The sequence below is a fragment of the Streptomyces sp. NPDC047022 genome (assembly GCF_040644155.1).
GTDB lineage: Bacteria > Actinomycetota > Actinomycetes > Streptomycetales > Streptomycetaceae > Streptomyces.
Genome location: NZ_JBEYVV010000013.1, coordinates 1 through 20,932, shown reverse-complemented (window position 1 = coordinate 20,932; position 20,932 = coordinate 1). Strand labels below are relative to the sequence as shown.

15 protein-coding genes are annotated in these 20,932 nt (G+C 70.6%); 12 read left to right on the top strand and 3 right to left on the bottom strand.

Features of this window, described 5'->3' with window-relative positions; all coding sequences use genetic code 11:
• Window positions 1–33 precede the first annotated feature (33 nt).
• Genes ABZ845_RS16145 through ABZ845_RS16125 form a run of 5 tightly spaced genes read left to right on the top strand, consistent with a single transcriptional unit; the run spans window position 34 to window position 5,607 of the window.
• The gene (locus tag ABZ845_RS16145) at window positions 34–1,281 is read left to right on the top strand and encodes a spermidine/putrescine ABC transporter substrate-binding protein (protein WP_360979144.1); all 1,248 of its coding nucleotides are present in this window, start codon (window positions 34–36) and stop codon (window positions 1,279–1,281) included.
• Window positions 1,278–2,438, top strand: a complete 1,161-nt coding sequence (locus ABZ845_RS16140) for an ABC transporter ATP-binding protein (RefSeq protein WP_360979141.1) — start codon at window positions 1,278–1,280, stop codon at window positions 2,436–2,438. Before ABZ845_RS16145 ends, ABZ845_RS16140 begins: the two co-directional genes overlap by 4 nt.
• A complete protein-coding gene (locus ABZ845_RS16135; RefSeq protein ID WP_360979138.1) occupies window positions 2,438–3,364 on the top strand; it encodes an ABC transporter permease in 927 nt (308 codons plus the stop codon). The genes ABZ845_RS16140 and ABZ845_RS16135 overlap by 1 nt, the downstream gene beginning before the upstream one ends.
• Window positions 3,365–4,165 carry an ABC transporter permease gene (locus tag ABZ845_RS16130; RefSeq protein WP_360979135.1) on the top strand — a complete coding sequence of 267 codons (801 nt, stop codon included), beginning with the start codon at window positions 3,365–3,367 and terminating at the stop codon, window positions 4,163–4,165.
• Window positions 4,166–4,188: 23 nt separating this feature from the next.
• Window positions 4,189–5,607, top strand: coding sequence for an FAD-dependent oxidoreductase (locus ABZ845_RS16125; protein WP_360979132.1), 1,419 nt, complete (start codon window positions 4,189–4,191; stop codon window positions 5,605–5,607).
• 31 nt (window positions 5,608–5,638) lie between these two features.
• Here ABZ845_RS16125 and ABZ845_RS16120 read toward each other — a convergent pair whose 3' ends face one another.
• Window positions 5,639–6,430, bottom strand: a complete 792-nt coding sequence (locus ABZ845_RS16120; protein WP_360979129.1) for a phosphatase PAP2 family protein — start codon at window positions 6,428–6,430, stop codon at window positions 5,639–5,641.
• A 474-nt stretch (window positions 6,431–6,904) separates the two neighbouring features.
• The gene (gabT, locus tag ABZ845_RS16115; protein ID WP_360979126.1) at window positions 6,905–8,239 is read right to left on the bottom strand and encodes a 4-aminobutyrate--2-oxoglutarate transaminase; all 1,335 of its coding nucleotides are present in this window, start codon (window positions 8,237–8,239) and stop codon (window positions 6,905–6,907) included.
• A gap of 263 nt (window positions 8,240–8,502) precedes the next feature.
• Between gabT and ABZ845_RS16110 the strand changes: the two genes are divergently transcribed.
• The 3 genes from ABZ845_RS16110 to ABZ845_RS16100 all read left to right on the top strand — a co-directional run bounded on the left by ABZ845_RS16110 (window position 8,503) and on the right by ABZ845_RS16100 (window position 14,396).
• Window positions 8,503–10,971, top strand: a complete 2,469-nt coding sequence (locus ABZ845_RS16110) for an ATP/GTP-binding protein (RefSeq protein ID WP_360979123.1) — start codon at window positions 8,503–8,505, stop codon at window positions 10,969–10,971.
• Between the two features lie 137 nt (window positions 10,972–11,108).
• Window positions 11,109–12,776 (top strand): PucR family transcriptional regulator, encoded by a 1,668-nt coding sequence (locus ABZ845_RS16105; RefSeq protein ID WP_360979120.1) that lies wholly within the window; start codon window positions 11,109–11,111, stop codon window positions 12,774–12,776.
• Window positions 12,777–12,950: 174 nt separating this feature from the next.
• Window positions 12,951–14,396 (top strand): aldehyde dehydrogenase family protein, encoded by a 1,446-nt coding sequence (locus ABZ845_RS16100; RefSeq protein WP_360979469.1) that lies wholly within the window; start codon window positions 12,951–12,953, stop codon window positions 14,394–14,396.
• 92 nt (window positions 14,397–14,488) lie between these two features.
• Here ABZ845_RS16100 and ABZ845_RS16095 read toward each other — a convergent pair whose 3' ends face one another.
• Window positions 14,489–15,361, bottom strand: a complete 873-nt coding sequence (locus ABZ845_RS16095; protein WP_360979117.1) for a methylenetetrahydrofolate reductase — start codon at window positions 15,359–15,361, stop codon at window positions 14,489–14,491.
• A gap of 589 nt (window positions 15,362–15,950) precedes the next feature.
• Between ABZ845_RS16095 and ABZ845_RS16090 the strand changes: the two genes are divergently transcribed.
• The 4 genes from ABZ845_RS16090 to ABZ845_RS16075 form a co-directional block, all read left to right on the top strand.
• The gene (locus ABZ845_RS16090) at window positions 15,951–17,891 is read left to right on the top strand and encodes an acyl-CoA dehydrogenase family protein (RefSeq protein ID WP_360979114.1); all 1,941 of its coding nucleotides are present in this window, start codon (window positions 15,951–15,953) and stop codon (window positions 17,889–17,891) included.
• Between the two features lie 143 nt (window positions 17,892–18,034).
• Entirely contained in the window at window positions 18,035–19,291 is a 1,257-nt protein-coding gene (dxr, locus tag ABZ845_RS16085; RefSeq protein ID WP_360979111.1) for a 1-deoxy-D-xylulose-5-phosphate reductoisomerase, read from the top strand.
• Window positions 19,288–20,592, top strand: coding sequence for a site-2 protease family protein (locus ABZ845_RS16080; protein WP_360979108.1), 1,305 nt, complete (start codon window positions 19,288–19,290; stop codon window positions 20,590–20,592). The genes dxr and ABZ845_RS16080 overlap by 4 nt, the downstream gene beginning before the upstream one ends.
• Window positions 20,593–20,769: 177 nt before the next feature.
• The coding region (locus ABZ845_RS16075) for a flavodoxin-dependent (E)-4-hydroxy-3-methylbut-2-enyl-diphosphate synthase (protein WP_351996082.1) at window positions 20,770–20,932 on the top strand (163 nt) is incomplete at its 3' end.

The window sequence follows — 20,932 nt, the reverse complement described above, 5'->3', positions numbered from 1 at the left end:
GGCCGTATCACCTCCCGAAAGGGCACCACGCGCATGGACCAGTACGAGCCCGACCGCCTGACCCCGGCCCAAACGGCCGCCATGCGGCGCAGTTTCCGCGGTGGCAGGGCCGCCCTCACCCGCCGTTCCCTGCTGCGCGCCTCCGCGGGCGGCGCGCTCGCGGTGGGCGGATTCGGGGCCCTGAGCGCCTGCGGGATCCCCCCGGCGGGCAAGGCGCAGGGCGGCACCTCGGCTCAGGACCACTCGGCCGCGGAGAAGGTCGTCAACTTCTCCAACTGGACCGAGTACATCGACGTCGACGACAGCGGCAAGCACCATCCGACGCTCGACACCTTCGCCCGGCGGACCGGCATCAAGGTCAAGTACACCGAGGACATCAACGACAACAACGAGTTCTTCGGCAAGATCCAGCCGCAGCTCGCCGCGGGCCAGGACACCGGCCGGGACATCATCGTCCTCACCGACTGGCTGGCCGCCCGGCTGATCCGCCTGGGCTGGGTGCAGAAGCTGGACCCGTCCAACCTCCCGCACGCATTCGCCAACCTGTCCGACCAGTTCCGTGCCCCCGACTGGGACCCGGGGCGGGCTTACTCCTACCCCTGGCAGGGCATTTCCACCGTCATCGCCTACAACAAGAAGGCGCTCGACGGCATCGAGGTCAAGTCGGTCTCGGACCTGCTCGACAACCCCAAGCTCAAGGGCCGTGTCGGCTTCCTGTCGGAGATGCGCGACAGCATCGGAATGACCCTGCTCGACATGGGCAAGGACCCGGCGAAGTTCACGGACGACGACTTCGACGCGGTGATCGCCCGTCTGCAGAAGGCCGTCGACAACGGGCAGATACGCCGCTTCACCGGCAACGACTACACCTCGGACCTCACCAAGGGCGACTTCGCGGCGTGTGTCGCCTGGGCCGGCGACATCGTCCAGCTCCAGGCGGACAGCCCCGACATCGGTTACGTCATCCCGGACAGCGGCTACATGACGTCGACCGACAACATGCTGATCCCCAACAGGGCGCGCCACAAGACGAACGCCGAGCGGCTCATGGACTTCTACTACGAGCCCGAGAACGCCGCCGCGCTCGCCGCCTACATCAACTATGTGACCCCCGTCGACGGAGTGAAGCCCTACCTCACGAAGATCGACAAGAACGCGGCCGACAACCCGCTGATCATCCCAGACAAGGCCATGGCCGCGCAGTCCCATGCCTTCCGCTCGCTGACGCAGAAGGAAGAGACGGCCTACGAAGAGAAGTTCGCGAAGCTGACAGGGGCGTGACCACCATGACGACAGACAACAGCGGCGATGTCCGCCTCTCCGGGATCGGCAAGACCTACGGCGCCTTCACCGCCGTACATCCCCTCGACCTGACCGTGCCGCAGGGCTCCTTCTTCGCCCTGCTCGGCGCCTCCGGCTGCGGCAAGACCACCACCCTGCGCATGATCGCCGGCCTGGAGGAGCCCACCTCCGGGTCCGTCCGCCTCGGCGACCAGGACGTCACCCACCTGCCGCCGTACAAGCGCCCGGTCAACACGGTGTTCCAGTCCTACGCGCTCTTTCCGCACCTGGACATCTTCGAGAACGTCGCCTTCGGCCTGCGCCGTCGCGGCATCAAGTCGGTGAAGAAGCAGGTCGAGGAGATGCTGGACCTGGTGCAGCTGGGGGAGCAGGCGCGCAAGAAGCCGCACCAGCTCTCCGGCGGCCAGCAGCAGCGCGTCGCCGTGGCCCGCGCGCTGATCAACCACCCCAAGGTACTGCTGCTCGACGAGCCGCTCGGCGCGCTCGACCTCAAGCTCCGCCGCCAGATGCAGCTGGAGCTCAAGCGGATCCAGACCGAGGTCGGCATCACCTTCATCCATGTCACGCACGACCAGGAGGAGGCCATGACGATGGCCGACACGGTCGCCGTGATGAACGCCGGGCGCGTCGAGCAACTGGGCTCGCCCAACGATCTGTACGAGAACCCGCAGACCACCTTCGTCGCCAACTTCCTCGGCAGCTCCAACCTGATCGAGGCCGAGGTCGACGCCAAGAGCGGGGACGACATCGTCCTCAAGGCGGGCGGCGGCAAGCTCACCCTCCCCGGGGCGCGGTCCTCCGCATCCGCGAAGCCGGGCGGCAAGGTGCTGGTCGGCGTCCGCCCGGAGAAGATCTCCCTCACCCACGCCGACGACGCCGGCGACATTCCCGGCGGACGCAACCGCATCAGCGGCAAGATCGCCGACTCCAGCTTCATCGGAGTCTCCACGCAGTACGTGATCGATTCTCCGGTCTGCCCCGAGTTCGAGGTCTACGCACAGAACATCGACCGCGACCCCCGCCTCGTGCCCGGCGCCGAAGTGGTCCTGCACTGGAACCCGGCGCACACCTTCGGCCTGGACGCGGCACAGGACATCGACGCCGGTGTCGAGACGCTCGAGGAGGACGCCTCCTGATGGCCGCCGTCACCGAGGCGCCGCCTCTGGCGCCCACCGCCCCCGCCGAGAAGCCCCCGCGCAAGCGGGGCCGCTGGACCCCGTACTGGCTGCTGCTGCCCGGAATCCTCTGGCTGGTCGTCTTCTTCGCGCTGCCGATGGTCTACCAGGCCTCGACATCCGTGCAGACCGGGTCCCTGGAGCAGGGCTACAAGGTCACCTGGCACTTCGCCACCTACTGGGACGCCCTGGCCCAGTACTGGCCGCAGTTCCTGCGCTCCGTGCTCTACGCGGCGGCGGCGACACTGCTGTGCCTGGTCCTCGGCTACCCGCTCGCCTACCTCATCGCCTTCCGCGCCGGCCGCTGGCGGAACCTGGTCATGATCCTGGTGATCGCGCCGTTCTTCACCAGCTTCCTGATCCGCACGCTCGCCTGGAAGACGATCCTCGCCGACAACGGCCCCGTCGTCGGTGCCCTCGGCACACTGCACGTGCTGGACGTCACCAACTGGCTCGGCTGGACCCAGGGGGACCGGGTCCTGGCCACCCCGCTGGCGGTGGTCTGCGGTCTGACGTACAACTTCCTGCCGTTCATGATCCTGCCGCTGTACAGCTCCCTCGAGCGCATCGACGGCCGCCTCCACGAGGCCGCCGGCGACCTGTACGCCGCGCCCCTCACGACCTTCCGCAAGGTCACCTTCCCGCTGTCGATGCCCGGCGTGGTCTCCGGCACCCTGCTGACCTTCATCCCGGCCGCCGGTGACTACGTCAACGCCGACCTGCTCGGCTCCACCGACACCCGCATGGTCGGCAATGTCATCCAGACCCAGTTCCTGCGGATCCTCGACTATCCGACGGCCGCGGCGCTCTCGTTCATCCTCATGGCCGCGATCCTCCTCATGGTCACCGTCTACATCCGCAGGTCCGGAACGGAGGATCTGGTTTAAATGGCCTTCGTCAACTGGTTCAAGCGCAATCTCGTAGTCCTCGGTGGACTTCTGACCCTCGGATATCTTCTCCTGCCGAACGTCGTCGTGACGGTGTTCTCCTTCAACAAACCGAAGGGGCGCTTCAATTACGAATGGCAGCAGTTCTCACTCGACGCGTGGAAAGACCCGTGCGGCGTCGCCGACATGTGCGGCTCGCTCTCGCTCAGCCTGCAGATCGCGGTGTGGGCGACGATCGGCGCCACCGTCCTCGGCACGATGATCGCCTTCGCGCTCGTCCGCTACCGCTTCCGGGCACGCGGCGCCGTCAACTCGCTGATCTTCCTGCCGATGGCGATGCCCGAGGTCGTCATGGCGGCCTCGCTGCTCACCCTGTTCCTCAACCTGGGTGCCCAGCTCGGCTTCTGGACGATCCTCATCGCCCACATCATGTTCTGCCTCAGCTTCGTCGTGACGGCCGTCAAGGCGCGCGTCATGTCGATGGACCCGAGGCTGGAGCAGGCCGCACAGGACCTGTACGCGGGCCCGGTGCAGACGTTCCTGAGGGTCACCCTGCCCATCGCGGCCCCCGGAATCGCCGCGGGCGCGCTGCTTGCCTTCGCGCTCTCCTTCGACGATTTCATCATCACCAATTTCAACGCGGGCTCAACCGTCACCTTCCCCATGTTCGTCTGGGGCTCGGCGCAGCGCGGAACGCCCGTTCAGATCAACGTCATCGGTACGACGATGTTCATCGTCGCCGTACTGTTCGTCCTGGCCTCCATGGTCATCGGCAATCGCCGGAATCGCGCAAAGGCGTAATGCACCCGTAGGGAGTTGAAATCATGGCCCCAAGCGCCATGACTCGTTGGACCAAGTCTCTTTCCGAAGCCCAGCCGGTTCCGTACTGGCTGGACGACCCCGGCAAGCCCCACCCCGAGCCCGCACTCACCGGCCCCGAGACCTGCGACCTGCTGGTCGTCGGCGGCGGCTACAGCGGACTGTGGACCGCGCTCATCGCCAAGGAGCGCGACCCCGGGCGGGATGTGGTGCTGCTCGAAGGCCACGAGGTGGGCTGGGCCGCCTCGGGCCGCAACGGCGGCTTCTGCGCCGCCTCCCTCACCCACGGTCTGGCCAACGGCCTCGCCCGCTGGCCGGACGAGATCCACAAGCTGGAGGAGCTGGGCGCTCGCAATCTGGACGAGATCGAGAAGGCGGTCGCCCGCCACTCCCTGGACTGCGATTTCGAGCGCACCGGCGAGATCGACGTCGCGACCGAGACGTACCAGGCGTGGGAACTCCGTGACTGGCACAAGGAGACGGCCGACCTGGGCCTGGCCGAGGGCATCGAGTATCTGGACGCGGAAGCGGTGCGCGCACAGGTCGACTCCCCGACCTTCGTGGGCGGCCTCTACGACCGCAGGGGCGTGGCCATGGTCAACCCCGCCAAGCTCGTCTGGGGCCTCAAGCGGGCCTGCCTCGGCCTGGGCGTCCGCATCTACGAGCACACCCCCGCGCTCACCCTGAAGCCGTACGGTGCCGGGATGGCCGTTCGCACCCCGTACGGCCGGGTGCGCGCACGCGAGGTGGCACTCGGTACGAACATCTTCCCGAACCTGCTGCGGCGACTGCGCTCGTACACCGTCCCGGTCTACGACTACGCGCTGATGACCGAGCCGCTCAGCGACGAACAGCTCGCGTCGATCGGCTGGAAGAAGCGGCAGGGCCTCGGCGACTCGGCCAACCAGTTCCACTACTTCAGGCTCTCGGCCGACAACCGGATCCTGTGGGGCGGCTACGACGCGATCTACCCCTACGGCGGCCGGGTGCGCGCGGAGTACGACGACCGGCCCGAGACGTACGCCAAGCTGGCCGGGCACTTCTTCACCTGCTTCCCGCAGCTGGAGGGCGTCCGCTTCACGCACGCGTGGGGCGGCGCCATCGACACCTGCTCCCGCTTCTCGGCGTTCTTCGGCACGGCGTACCAGGGCAAGGTGGCGTACGCGGCCGGGTACACGGGGCTCGGTGTCGGTGCCACCCGCTTCGGCGCCGAGGTGATGCTGGACCTGCTGGCGGGCGAGCGCACGGAGCGGACCGAGCTGGAGATGGTGCGCAAGAAGCCGCTCCCGTTCCCGCCGGAACCCTTCGCATGGACGGGGATCGCCCTCACCAAGTGGTCGCTGGCGCGTGCCGACGCGCACGGCGGGCGGCGCAATCTGTGGCTGAGGGCGATGGACAGGCTCGGGCTGGGCTTCGACAGCTGAGCCGGACGCCGTGTGGCCGCCCTCGCCCTCGTCAGACGGGTCCCACCGCGTCATCGCGCACAGCCGCGCCGTGAGGCGGATCAGGTGACGAGCCCGGCGCGGCGGGGCAGCAGGACCCGGAGGCGGTCGCCGCGGAGGGTGTGCGCCGGCCGTTCCGGCTGAGGAGGATCCACAGCGAGAACAGCGCCGGCGCGCACAGGCACCAGCTGGCCAGTACGTCCAGTGGCCAGTGGTAGCCGCTGCGGATCAGGCCGTAGGCGACGCCCAGGTTCACGGCGACGCAGAGGTCGATCAGTGTGCGCCGCGCGCGGGGTGTGCCGAGCCACGGCCACAGCACCAGTGCCGCGCCGCCGTAGGCGATCGCGGCCGTGGCCGTGTGGCCGGAGGGGTAGAAGCCGGTGACCGAGCCCATGCCGGGCGGCCCCGGCCGGGCGATCAGCGACTTGAACAGGGCGACCAGAAGCGGGACGGCGGCCATCAGCACCGCCGCCGCGGCGGACGGCAGCCACCACCGGTCCGCACCGGCCTCCCGGGCGCGCCAGGCGACCCCTATCAGGACGACGGCCAGGACGGGGACGGCGGCCTCGACGTTCCCGAGGTCGGCCAGGAGCGTGGAGATCCGGCCCGGGTGGACCATGGCCGCGCTCAGCCGTTCGTCCGCACGCTCCAGCGGGCCATGGATGACGACCTGCCAGGTGATCAGCAGGAAGAGGAGGCTCACCGGGGCCAGGACGCGAGCCGGTCGCGGAGGAACGGGCAGCACCATGCTCCGGGCGCCGGACGGGCCCTTGAGATCCGGGTCTGAGTCTGAGGAAGTCGGCACGGAGAACAGCTTCGCAGGGCCGAAGGGAACAGGCGCGGAAGGCAGGTCGGCCACCCCGGAACAGGGGGGGGTAGCTCCGGGGCGGCCGTCCGGATCGGTGTGCCGCCCGCCCCGGGGGGTTTGGGGCGTGCGGCCGTCCGATCGGTGAGGAGATCCGAATCCGGAAGCTCCGGGTGTGTGCGCGAGGGCACGACCGGGTCGAAGCTGGGAAGAACCCGGCCCGGCGCCGCCCGCAGTCCCCTGCGGGCGGGGTGTTTCTCTCAACTGGGTAGAACCTACGGCAGGAGAATCCGCTCGGACAGCCGGAAACCCGTCCCGCCATCCACCTCGCACACCTTCTTCACACCCTCCGCCGCGCAAGACCGAGACCCGCGCGCATCCTGTGCCCCAGCTGCGAAGTCCCTGTGGCGGGGGGAGAGTTCCCGGGGAGCTCCCTGGCTCTTCCCAGAGGCTCCCCGGTGGCTCTCCGATGGCTCAGATCCGCGTGAACGCCTGCTCGATGATGTCGAGGCCCTCGTTCAGCAGGTCCTGGCCGATGACGAGCGGCGGCAGGAAGCGCAGCACGTTGCCGTAGGTGCCACAGGTCAGGACCAGCAGGCCCTCCTGGTGGCACGCCTTGACCAGCGCCGCGGTCGCCTCGGCGTTCGGCTCCTTGGTGGCGCGGTCCTTGACCAGCTCGATCGCGATCATCGCGCCGCGACCGCGGACATCGCCGATGATGTCGAACTTCTCGGCCATCGCCGTCAGGCGGGCCTTCATGGTCTGCTCGATCTCCTTCGCGCGGGCGTTGAGGTCGAGCTCCTTCATCGTCTCGATCGCGCCGAGCGCGCCCGCGCAGGCGACGGGGTTGCCGCCGTAGGTGCCGCCCAGGCCGCCCGCGTGCGCAGCGTCCATGATCTCGGCGCGGCCGGTGACGGCGGCGAGCGGCAGACCGCCGGCGATGCCCTTGGCGGTGGTGATCAGGTCCGGGACGATGCCCTCGTCCTCGCACGCGAACCACTGGCCGGTACGGCAGAAGCCGGACTGGATCTCATCCGCGACGAAGACGATGCCGTTGTCCTTGGCGAACTTGCTGATCGCGGGCAGGAAGCCCTTCGCGGGCTCGATGAAGCCGCCCTCGCCGAGCACCGGCTCGATGATGATCGCGGCGACGTTCTCGGCACCGATCTGCTTGTTGATCATGTCGATGGCCTGGGCGGACGCCTCGGCGCCCGCGTTCTGCGGGCCGGTCAGCCAGCGGTAGCCGTAGGCCACCGGCACGCGGTAGACCTCGGGCGCGAACGGGCCGAAGCCGTGCTTGTACGGCATGTTCTTGGCCGTCAGCGCCATCGTCAGGTTCGTCCGGCCGTGGTAGCCGTGGTCGAAGACGACGACCGCCTGGCGCTTGGTGTACGCGCGGGCGATCTTGACCGCGTTCTCGACGGCCTCGGCGCCCGAGTTGAACAGGGCCGACTTCTTGGCGTGGTCGCCCGGCGTCAGCTCGGCGAGCGCCTCGGCGACGGCCACGTAGCCTTCGTACGGCGTGACCATGAAGCAGGTGTGGGTGAAGTCCTGGAGCTGCGCGGAGGCGCGGCGCACGACGGCCTCGGCGGAGGCGCCCACGGACGTCACGGCGATGCCGGAGCCGAAGTCGATCAGACGGTTGCCGTCGACGTCCTCGATGATCCCGCCGCCGGCGCGCGTGGTGAAGACCGGCAGCACCGAGCCCACGCCCTGCGCGACCACGGCGGTGCGGCGGGCCTGCAGCTCCTGCGACTTCGGGCCGGGGATGGCGGTGACGACGCGGCGCTCCTGCGGAAGTGCGGTCATGAGGGCTCCCTGATGATTCCGGGCGGGGGTGTTTTTCGGACGCTTGCCTTCTTTTCTCGCAGGCTAAGGCGGGGCATGGGGGGTGGGCATGCTCCATGTGGGCGCTTTGCGCGCCTCCGCTTGTCCGCGGTGGACATAGCGTGGACACGATGGAGTACATCGCATCGCCGGAGACCCGGCGCCGTATACGGCGAACTCCCCGCGGAGCGCGTTAGATTGACTCGCTGATGGTGCATGGAGCGGCTGGTCAGGGGGCAGGGGCGATGAACAGCGACGGGACGCAGGACGTACGCGGCCTGCACGCGACACCGGTGCCACGTCCTGCGGGCCCGGCGGGTCCGGGGGACGTGCCCGTGCCGCCCCCCGGCGGTGCGGACGTGCCACCGCGGCCGACCCGGGCACCGGAGGCGATCCCCGTGCGGCCGGCCGGGGCGCCGGACGCGCCACCCGCCGACGCCCGGCCCCCGCACCGCCGCTCGCCCGTCGCCGAGTGGCTCGACGAGCCGCGCCCGGCGACCGAGCCCGGCATCTGGCGGTACGGATACCGGCTGCCGAAGGCCGCGAGGGCGGCCGGGAAGCTCACGCCGGTGACCGTCGTCGGGATGCTGATCCCGGTCCTCGTGGCGATCGTGGTGTGGTCCCTCTGGCAGCGCGGCGTCATCCCCTACCAGTACGAGCTGCTGCGGCTCTTCACCCCGAACGACTGGTGGTGGGGTGGCACGCTCGCCTCGCCCAGGCGCCTGGACCAGCCGGTGCCGTATCCGGGCGTGGAGGCCCTGAACGTCTACAGCGGTCTCTTCTTCGCCCTGCTGGTCTATGCCGTGAGCCGACTGGGCAGCTGGTCGTCCGTCGCCCGCCACCTCGTGGGCGGCAGGCCCCAGCCCGCCCGCGCCCTGACCGCCGCCCTGGGCGCCCTGACCGTGCTGGTCCTCGTGTTCCAGCAGACCGTGCCCGTCATCGACCCGCTGTTCTCCCTCGTCACCCTGATCACGGGCAGCTACAAGGTGTTCGCCTCGCAGCTGTTCTCCTACACGCTGTACGCGCTCGTCACCGCACTGGTCCTGTGGCCGTTCGCCCGCCTCGGCGGCTGGGGGCCCCTCGCGAAGACGGCGCTCGACGCGCGTGCCCGGGCGAAGGCGGGAGCGGCCCCGCAGCCGGTCGCCGGACAGGAGCGGTCGTACTGGCCCGAGCTGCGCGAGGCCGGTCAGCACCAGGCCGCCGACGTGCTCGCCGCCGACGTGCGGGACGGACGGATGAACGACGTGGACTGCGCACGGGTCGCTCATATGTGGACCCGCGCCCGTGCCTGCGCGCAGTCGGCCTCCTTCGCCGACGCCGTGCTGCGCGAGGGCGCGGCGGCCTGGACCCACCCCTCCGGCGCGCGCGATCTGCCCGCCAGGTCCGCCCGGCACGACCTTCTCGCCGGGCAGGTCCGCATCGGGCGATGGGTCGCGGGGGAGCGCACACCGCTCCCCTACGGCGGCGCCGGGGCGGCCCTCGGTCCGGACACCCTCGGCACCTCGCTCCTGGCCGTGGGCCCCCCGGGCTCCGGCAAGACGCACCATCTGGTCCGCCCGGTGGTGGAGTCCCTCGGCCTCCAGGCGCTCACCGGGCAGTGCGCCGTCGTCGCGGTCTGCGCCGCCGGAACCCCGCTCGGTCCCGACTCCGCCTACGACGTCGTCGTACGGCTCGGGGACTCCGCGTCCGTGCACGACCTGGACCCGTACGCGGACTCCGACGACGCGGACGAGGCCGCCGCCTTCCTCGCCGAGGGGCTGGTCGGCGACCTCGACACGGTCGGCGGGCAGCGGGCGGCGACCGCGCTCGCCCAGCTGCTCGGGCCGTACCGGGCGGCTCACGGGCGGTTCCCGACCCTGCCGGTGCTGCGCGAGCTGCTGGAGGGCGTGCCGTCGGCACTGGAGGCACTGCGCACGGCGCTGTCCGGCCAGGAGCACACCGTGATGCGCCGCGAACTCGAAGCGCGTGTACGTCAGTCGGGCGCCGTGGGCGACCCCGGCCCCGCGCTGGCGGACCGGCTCGCCCTGCTGGACCGCCCCGCCTTCGCGGAGTTCTTCGGCGCGGACACCGGCGGCGGCCGTCCGTTCTCACTGCGCGCCGTCGTCCACCACCCGCTGCGGGTCCGCATCGATCTGCCGGAACGCGGCCACGAGGAGGCGTCCCGGCTGATCACACGGCTGCTGCTCGCCCAGTTCGACGCCGTGTCCCGGGACGGCGGACGGAGCCACTTCGTCTGTCTCGCACTGGACGACGCCACGGGCGCCGTGACGGGCGAGTCCGTCCGCCGCATCCAGCGCCTGCGCTCCCGCAACGCCGGTGTGGTGCTGGCCCTGCGCACCGTCGGCGAGGTCTCCGAGGCCCTGCACGGAACGCTGTACGGGGCGGTGGGCTGCCGGATGGCGTTCTCCGGGGTCACCACATGGGACGGCAGCCGGTTCGCCGACGCCTGGGGCAGGCAGTGGGTGGAGACACGGGACGTGGCCCAGCACACCGTCTTCGCGGACCAGCCGATGACCCGGGCGATCCACGCCCTGCGCAAGCTGGTCACCGGCAAGGCGGTCACCACTCAGGCCGTGACCGTCCGCCAGGTGGAGCGTGAGCGGTGGTCCGCGTCCGAGCTGGCGCACTCGGTGCCGCCGGGGCACGCGGTGCTGTCCCTGACGAACGTGAAGGGTGAGCACGCGCCCCCGCTCCTGGTGGACCTGCGCGGCTGAGGACCGACCCACCGGTCCGGAGATCGGGGCACACGGAGACCGTACGGTAAGGCAGAATCGACATAGGTCGTTCATACGCGGCGGCCAATGGACCACAGGGTTCACAAGACCTCCATCCATGCCGACCTGAAGGCCTCATGCCCCCCACTCTCGCCTCGCTCGTCCACCACTCGGCCCTCAAGCTGACCGTGCACGCGGGTGAGGACCGCCTGGACGTCCCCGTCCGCTGGGCACACGTCAGCGAGCTCGCCGACCCGGTGCCCTATATGGAGGGCGGCGAACTGCTGCTGATCACGGCGCTGAAGCTGGACGCGGAGGACCCGGAGGCCATGCGCCGCTATGTGAAGCGGCTGATGGGCGCGGGAGTGGTCGGTCTCGGGTTCGCCGTCGGGGTCAACTACGAGGAGATCCCGAAGGCGCTCGTGGACGCCGCCCGGGAAGAGGACTTCCCGCTCCTGGAGGTGCCCCGGCGCACGCCGTTCCTCGCGATCAGCAAGGCCGTCTCCGCCGCCATCGCCGCCGACCAGTACCGGGCGGTGACCGCGGGGTTCGCCGCCCAGCGCGAACTGACCAGGCAGACGCTGAACGACGGCCCGGAGGGTCTGCTCGCCGCGCTCGCCGGACAGGTCTCCGGCTGGGCCGCGCTGTACGACGCCTCGGGTGCCGTCGTCGCCGCCGCGCCCGAGTGGGCGGCTCGGCGGGCCGCCCGGCTCACCGGCGAGGTGGAACGGCTGCGGGAGAGGCCCGCACCGGCCAGCTCCGTGGTCGGGGGGCCGAACGGTGAGGACCGGGTCGAACTGCACTCCCTCGGCACCGGGCGGCGCCCGCGCGCCGCGCTCGCCGTGGGCACGGCGGCGGCCCTGGGCACCGCGGAGCGCTACGCGGTGCACTCCGCCATCGCCCTGCTGACCCTCACCACCGAGCGCTCGCGCTCCCTGCACGCCGCCGAACAGCGCATCGGGGCGGCCGTACTGCGCATGCTGCTGGCCGGTGAACCGGACCACGCGCGGGCGGTGGCCGGGGACCTCTACGGCGAACTCCTGGACGCCCCGTTCCGTCTGATCCTCGCCGAGTCGGCGTCCGCGTCGGCGGCCCGGGCACATGCCGACGGGCACGCGCGCGTGGCGCCCGCGCCGCAGGTCACCGCAACGGCAGCCGCGGCCGAACCGAACGGCGATCCGCTGACCGGACTGGCCGAGGCCGTGGAATCCGCCGCCCTGCGCTCCGGCGAGCCCGTGCTGGTCGTGCCCGAGGGGGGACGGCTCGTGGTGCTCGGCGTGGACGGTGGCGCGGCGGTCGCCGCCTGCCAGCAGTACGCGTCGGCGGTGCGGGCGGCGCGGACCGCGGCGCCGGAGCAGCCGGCCCCCGACGAGGACGAGCTGGTGGTGGGCCTGTCGGCGCCCGCCGGGCCGATCGCTGCGGCTGCCGCGTACAAGCAGGCCGAGCAGGCGCTGTCGGTGGCCCGCAGGCGCGGCCGTGCGCTGGTCGAGCACGAGGAGCTGGCGGCCGGTTCGGTCCTTCCGCTGCTCGCGGACGACGCCGTGCGCGCCTTCGCGGACGGGCTGCTGCGGGCCCTGCGGGAACACGACGCCACGGGACGGGGCGATCTGGTGGCCTCGCTGCGGGCCTGGCTGTCCCACCACGGCCAGTGGGACGCCGCCGCGGCCGACCTGGGCGTCCACCGGCACACGCTGCGCTACCGGATGCGGCGGGTCGAGGAGATCCTGGGCCGCTCGCTCGACGACCCGGACGTACGCATGGAACTGTGGCTGGCCCTCAAGGCCACGGCGGCAGCGGGGGAGTGACACCTCCCCCGACCACACCCGGGCTCCGCCTGTACAACCCGTAGAACATCGTCCCGGCACTGCTACCGTCCGGACAAGCGACCCGTTGCCGCGCCGGCCCTACCGTGGACGGTGAACCGCATGGAACACCGAACTCGGAAGGGCCCGGACCCGATCATGCCCCAGGAAACGAATGTGGGCGCCACCCACGCCTTCTGGCTCGCCGGCCGCCAGGCCACGGGTGAGACCACCTTCGACGTCACCTCCCCGTGGGACGGACGGCTCGTCGGCAAGGTCAGCGTGCCGACCGAGGCCCAGGTCGAGGAAGCCGTGGCCGCCGCGTACGCCGTGCGCGACGAGTTCGCCGCCACTCCGGCCCATGTCCGCGCCGCCGCCCTCGACCATGTCTCGAAGCGGCTCGCCGAGCGCACCGAGGAGATCGCGCAGCTCATCTCCGCCGAGAACGGCAAGCCCATCAAGTGGGCGCGCGGCGAGGTCGGCCGCGCCGTCTCGGTGTTCCGGTTCGCGGCCGAGGAGGCCCGCCGCTTCAACGGCGGCGAGGCCCAGCGCCTCGACACCGACGCGGGCGGCCAGGGCCGGCTGGCGCTGACCCGCCGGTTCCCGAAGGGCGTCGTCCTCGGTATCGCGCCGTTCAACTTCCCGCTGAACCTGTGCGCCCACAAGGTCGCCCCGGCCATCGCCGCCGGCGCCCCGATCATCCTCAAGCCGGCGCCCGCCACCCCCCTGTCCGGCCTGATCATCGGCGATCTGCTCGCCGAGACCGAGCTGCCTGCCGGCTCCTGGTCGATCCTGCCGGTCAGCAACGACCGCATGCCCGCGCTGGTCCAGGACGAGCGCCTGCCGCTGATCTCCTTCACCGGTTCCGAGAAGGTCGGCTACGCGATCATGGACTCGGTGCCGCGGAAGCACTGCACCCTCGAACTGGGCGGCAACGGCGCGGCCGTCGTCCTCGCCGACTACGCGAGCGACGAGGACCTGGACTGGGCCGCGAACCGCATCGCCACCTTCTCCAACTACCAGGGCGGCCAGTCCTGCATCTCCGTGCAGCGCGTCATCGCCGACGCGTCGGTCTACGACCGGCTGCTGCCGCGCATCGTGGCCGCCGTCGAGGCCCAGGTCACCGGGGACCCCTCCGACTCCGCGACCGACGTCGGCCCGCTGGTCAGCGAGGACGCCGCGAAGCGCGTGGAGTCCTGGGTCGAGGAGGCCGTGGTCGCGGGCGCCAGGCTGCTGGCCGGCGGCAAGCGGGACGGCGCCTCCTACGCGCCCACCGTGCTGACCGAGGTGCCGGCCGACGTGACCATCTCCTGCGAGGAGGTCTTCGGACCCGTCCTGACGGTACAGAAGGTGGACGGGGAGGCCGAGGCGTTCGCCGCCGTCAACACCTCCAAGTACGGCCTCCAGGCGGGCGTGTTCACGCATGACCTCCAGACCGCCTTCCGCGCCCACCGCGCCCTCGAGGTCGGCGGCGTCGTCATCGGCGACGTCCCCTCCTACCGGGCGGACCAGATGCCCTACGGGGGCGCCAAGCAGTCCGGTGTCGGCCGCGAGGGCGTCAAGTTCGCGATGGACGACTACACGTACGAGCGCGTTCTGGTCCTGACGGGCCTCGCCCTCTGACCCCGTAGCCGCCTTCACACCGACGGCCGGAGCCCGCTGTGCGGGGGCTCCGGCCGTCGGCGTAGGCGCAGGCACGCCGCGGTGGCGCAGGCTCAGACCCGGGTCGCGAGCCTTTCCCGGAAGGCGGTCACCCATTCGGAGGCCGCGCGCAGGCCGCCGAAGGTGTAGAAGTGCACCTTCATCTCCCCATGACGCCCGGCGTCGTAGTGCTCCGCGAGCGTGCGCAGGAACAGGTCGGGGCCGGCGGTGCCCATCAGGTTGGTGAGCGAGAAGCCGTACTTCCTGACGACGGACGCGCTCGTACCGACCCCGAAGCGCGTGGCGTACGTCATCAGCCGCCGGACTCCGGCGGGCCCGGGCACCCCGACCCGCACCGGCAGGCCGATGCCCCGCTCACGCGCGGCCTCGACCCACCTGAGCACGGCCCTGGCGTCGAAGCCGAACTGCGTGACCACCTCGCCGGACAGTCCTTGCTCCCGGAGGGCCGCCGCCTTCGCGTCGATCGCCGACCAGAGAGCGCCGTCCGCGATGGCGGGATGCCCTTCGGGGTATCCGCCGAGCCCGACATGCCGGACGCCGTACCCGCTCAGCAGTCCGGACCGGATCAGGGTCAGCGCGTCCTCGTAGGGGCCCTGCGGGGCGGCCGGGTCGCCCCCGACGACGAGCACCCGGTCCGCGAGCCCGTCCGCCCGCAGAGCCGACAGAAACGCGTCCAGGTCCGCCTCCGAGCCCAGCCGGCGGGCCGAGATGTGCGGTACGGGGACGAACCCCAGCCGCTTGACCGCGCGGGCGGCCCGCAGCCGTGTCCCGAGGTCCTCGCTGCCGAGGTACGTGACATTGATCCGCGTCCCGGGCGGAACGGCGGCACGCGACTCCTCCAGCTTCACCACGTCCTTGCCGGTCATCTCAAGAGAGAAGTCCTCGAGCAGGGACGCGACGGACGGGGCCGCGAGGGCGGCATCCATGGTGCTCCTTGTCCGCGGTTCGCGCGCTCGCCCACGGTCCCGGACGGTCCGTGGCCTCGGGCGAGGATACGCAGGCCCGGCGACCACGTGGCCGGGCACCCCCACGACCACCACCTTTCACCTCTGCCGTGAGCGGCCCTCGCCTGGGTGCGGCGCGCGGACATGACGGGGGCCGATCGCCCATGTGCGTGCGCGACCCGCGGCGTTGAATTCGGTGTGCCGACCGGTCGGCAACGAACCCAGCGACGCGTTCCGCGTACCGGATCACACCAGGAGGTGTCCGCACATGTCACTGACGCACGCATTGTGCCTTAGCGGGTACATGCCGGGAACGCGCAACGGGGCGCTCACGGAGGCGGATGCGTGCCGGAGCTGTCCGTGGTGGCCGGTTTGACAAGTGTGACGCCCCCGAGGGGGGCGTGCGGCTGCACAAGGACTGGTGGCCTGCCCCGGATTGGGGTACCAACGATCGAGTAGCACCGCTCAGTAACGTACACCCGCAAGATCGCCGTACGGGCCCCTTGAGACTCGTGCGGCACTTCGCCCGGTGTACGTCCCACAAGCCCCGATTCGCGGCGAGGTGAGCCTCATGACCGCACCAACAGCTCCCACTCCCAAGCCCACTGTCACCGAGCGTGAGGCCCGTCAGGTCGCCGAGGCCGCGCGCGAACAGGACTGGCGCAAGCCCAGCTTCGCCAAGGAACTGTTCCTCGGCCGTTTCCGGCTCGACCTGATCCACCCCCACCCGCTGCCCGCCGACGAGCACGTACAGCGCGGCGAGGAGTTCCTGGCCAAGCTGCGCGACTTCTGCGAGACGCAGATCGACGCCGCCCGCATAGAACGCGAGGCGCAGATCCCCGACGAGACGATCAACGGGCTCAAGGAGCTCGGCGCCTTCGGCATGAAGATCGACACCAAGTACGGCGGTCTCGGCCTCACCCAGGTGTACTACAACAAGGCGCTCGCCATGGTCGGCACCGCGAGCCCCGCGATCGGCGCGCTGCTGTCGGCGCATCAGTCGATCGGCGTACCGCAGCCGCTGAAGTTGTTCGGCACCCAGGAGCAGAAGGACACGTTCCTGCCGCGCTGCGCCCGCACCGACATCTCCGCGTTCCTGCTCACCGAGCCGGACGTGGGCTCCGACCCGGCCCGGCTGGCCACCACGGCCGTTCCGGACGGGGACCACTACGTGCTCGACGGCGTGAAGCTGTGGACCACCAACGGCGTGGTCGCCGATCTGCTCGTGGTCATGGCGCGTGTTCCCGCGTCCGAGGGCCACAAGGGCGGCATCACGGCGTTCGTGGTCGAGGCCGCCTCGGAAGGCATCACCGTCGAGAACCGCAACGCCTTCATGGGCCTGCGCGGACTGGAGAACGGGGTCACCCGCTTCCACCGTGTCCGTGTCCCGGCGGCCAACCGCATCGGCCCCGAGGGCTCGGGCCTGAAAATCGCGCTGACCACGCTCAACACCGGCCGGCTGTCCCTGCCCGCGATGTGCGTCGGCGCGGGCAAATGGTGCCTGAAGATCGCCCGCGAGTGGTCGGGGGCCCGGGAGCAGTGGGGCAAGCCGGTCGCGCTGCACGAGGCGGTCGGCTCGAAGATCTCCTTCATCGCGGCGACCACCTTCGCGCTGGAGGCGGTCGTCGACCTGTCGTCGCAGATGGCCGACGAAGACCGCAACGACATCCGCATCGAGGCCGCTCTCGCCAAGCTGTACGGCTCCGAGATGGCCTGGCTGATGGCCGACGAACTGGTCCAGATCCGCGGCGGCCGGGGCTTCGAGACGGCCCAGTCCCTCCAGGACCGCGGAGAGCGCGGGGTCCCGGCCGAACAGCTCCTGCGCGATCTGCGCATCAACCGCATCTTCGAGGGCTCCACGGAGATCATGCACCTGCTGATCGCCCGGGAGGCCGTGGACGCCCATCTGTCCGTGGCCGGCGACCTCATCGACCCGGACAAGTCCCTGTCCGACAAGGCCAGGGCGGGCGCGAACGCCGGTGTCTTCTACGCCAAGTGGCTGCCGAAGCTGATCGCGGGGCAGGGCCAGATCCCCGGCGCCTACGGGGCGTTCCACCAGCAGGTCGACCTCTCGCCGCACCTGCGCTACGTCGAGCGCAGCGCCCGCAAGCTCGCCCGTTCCACCTTCTACGCCATGTCCCGCTGGCAGGGCCGCATGGAGTCCAAGCAGGGCTTCCTGGGCCGGATCGTGGACATCGGCGCCGAACTGTTCGCGATGAGCGCGGCCTGCGTCCGCGCCGAGCACCTGCGCAGGTCCGGCGATCACGGCCGCGAGGCGTACCAGCTCGCCGACGTGTTCTGCCGCCAGTCCCGCATCCGCGTGGAAGAGCTGTTCGGCAGGCTGTGGGACAACACGGACGACCTGGACGGCAAGGTGGTCAAGGGCGTCCTGTCCGGCACCTATGAATGGCTCGAGGACGGCATGGTCGACCCGTCGACCGAAGGCCCCTGGATCGCGGACGCCGCCCCCGGCCCCTCCCAGCGGGAGAACGTCCACCGCCCGATCCGCTGACCGACGGCTGCGGACTGCCCGGTGGCATGAGCCACCGGGCAGCCCGGCCGGGACCGCGTGATGGTCTCGAAGTCGTTGTCGTGGTCCCCTCGAGCGGGGGGCGCCCTGTGCTCGCGGTGGGGCCGTGCGGCAACAATGGGGGGATGAGCGACAGTCCAGCCCCTCTTGCCGACCCCCATCTCGTCTTCGACCCCGTGGACGGAATCCGGGACGTCGTGATCCTCGGCTCCACGGGTTCGATCGGCACCCAGGCCATCGACCTCGTGCTGCGCAACCCCGACCGGTTCAAGGTCACCGGGCTCTCCGCCAACGGCGCGCGGGTCGGACTGCTCGCCGAGCAGGCCCACCGTCTGCGGGTGCGCACCGTCGCCGTCGCACGGGAGGACGCCGTACCGGCCCTGCGCGAGGCGCTCGCGGCGCAGTACGGCGCCGCGGAGACTCTCCCCGAGGTGCTCGCCGGTCCCGACGCCGCCGTCCAGCTCGCCGCCTCGGACTGCCACACCGTCCTCAACGGCATCACCGGTTCCATCGGTCTCGCGCCCACCCTCGCCGCCCTGGAGGCGGGCCGCACCCTCGCGCTCGCCAACAAGGAGTCGCTCATCGTCGGCGGCCCGCTGGTGAAGGCGCTGGCCAAGCCCGGCCAGATCATTCCCGTCGACTCCGAGCACGCCGCGCTCTTCCAGGCCCTCGCCTCCGGGACCCGCGCCGATGTGCGCAAGCTCGTCGTCACCGCCTCCGGCGGCCCCTTCCGCGGCCGGAGCAGGGCCGAGCTGGCGAACGTCACACCCAAGGACGCCCTCGCCCACCCCACGTGGGCCATGGGCCCCGTCATCACGGTCAACTCCGCGACCCTGGTGAACAAGGGCCTCGAAGTCATCGAGGCACACCTTCTTTACGACATTCCCTTCGACCGCATTGAGGTTGTCGTACACCCGCAGTCGTATGTCCACTCGATGGTGGAATTCACGGACGGCTCGACCCTGGCGCAGGCGACGCCCCCCGACATGAGGGGGCCGATCGCCATCGGACTCGGCTGGCCCGAACGGGTGCCCGACGCGGCGCCCGCCTTCGACTGGACCAAGGCGTCGACCTGGGAGTTCTTCCCGCTCGACAATGAAGCCTTCCCGTCGGTGGGGCTCGCCCGGCACGTCGGAGAGCTCGCGGGCACGGCCCCGGCGGTGTTCAATGCCGCCAATGAGGAGTGCGTGGATGCGTTCCTGAACGGCGGCCTGCCGTTCAACGGGATCATGGATACGGTCATCCGGGTGGTGGAGGAACACGGAGCCCCCCGCTCGGGAACTTCCCTGACCGTCGCGGACGTCCTCCAAGCTGAGACCTGGGCGCGTGCCCGGGCCAGAGAACTGACGGCGCAGACGGCAATCGCGGAGGCTCGTGCATGACGACACTGATGATGATCCTCGGCATAGTCATCTTCGTGGTCGGTCTGCTGATCTCGATCGCGTGGCACGAGCTGGGGCATCTGTCGACGGCCAAGCTGTTCGGGATCCGCGTGCCGCAGTACATGGTCGGCTTCGGGCCGACCATCTGGTCACGCAAGAAGGGCGAGACCGAGTACGGGATCAAGGCCGTACCGCTCGGCGGCTACATCCGCATGATCGGAATGTTCCCGCCGGGACCGGACGGCCGGATCGAGGCCCGCTCCACCTCACCGTGGCGCGGCATGATCGAGGACGCCCGCGCGCAGTCCTTCGAGGAACTCCAGCCCGGTGACGAGGAGCGCCTCTTCTACACGCGCAAGCCGTGGAAGCGGGTCATCGTCATGTTCGCGGGCCCCTTCATGAACCTGGTCCTCGCCGTGGCGATCTTCCTCGGCGTGATGATGAGCTTCGGCGTCCAGACCCAGACCACCACGGTCAGCAAGGTCTCCGACTGCGTCATCCAGCAGAGCCAGAACCGCACGAAGTGCCAGAAGGGCGACCCCGCCGCGCCCGCGCTCGCCGCCGGGCTCAAGCCGGGCGACAAGATCGTCGGGTTCAACGGCTCCCAGGTGCCGGACTGGTCCGTCCTCCAGTCCGACATCCGCGCCAACCCCGGCAAGGACGTCACGCTCACCGTCGAGCGGGGCGGCCGGAAGACCGACCTGCGCGCCCACCTGATCAAGAACCAGGTGAGCAAGACGGACAGCAGCGGCGGCTATGTCGAGGGCAAGTACGTGTACGCCGGCTTCCTCGGCTTCACACCCGCCTCCGGCATCGTCCAGCAGTCCTTCGACCAGTCCGTGCAGCGCATGGGCGACATGATGCAGAACGGCATCGAGTCGCTGATCTCCCTGCCCGGCAAGATCCCCGCCCTGTGGGACGCGGCCTTCGGCAACGCCCCGCGCCAGCCGGACTCCCCGATGGGCGTCGTCGGCGCGGCCCGGGTCGGCGGTGAGGTGTTCACCCTCCACATCCCGCCGTCGCAGCAGCTCGCGATGATGCTGCTGCTCGTCGCGGGCTTCAACCTGTCGCTGTTCCTGTTCAACATGCTCCCGCTGCTCCCGCTGGACGGCGGGCACATCGCGGGCGCCCTGTGGGAGTCCCTGCGGCGCGCCGTGGCCCGGGTGCTGCGCCGCCCCGACCCGGGCCCCTTCGACGTCGCGAAGCTGATGCCGGTGGCGTACGTGGTGGCAGGGATCTTCGTCTGCTTCACCATCCTGGTGCTGATCGCGGACGTGGTTAACCCCGTGAAAATCTCCTAGCCGCGTTGCGTTCGCGGCGGCCGGGGAGACTCCTCCCCGGCCGCCGCCCATTGGGTGGGTTTACGGACGGTGATGTGCTCGCGTCCATGCCCGTGGCGTAATCTCGGGGCTTGGAGCCCGCCATTGGCCGCCGTTCCGTGACCGGACACTGATCCACAACTTGAGGTTGCACAGCAGATGACTGCGATTTCACTCGGCATGCCGTCCGTTCCGACCAGGCTCGCCGAGCGCCGCAAGAGCCGTCAGATCCAGGTCGGGTCGGTGGCGGTCGGCGGGGACGCGCCGGTGTCGGTGCAGTCGATGACGACGACGCGTACGTCGGACATCGGGGCGACGCTGC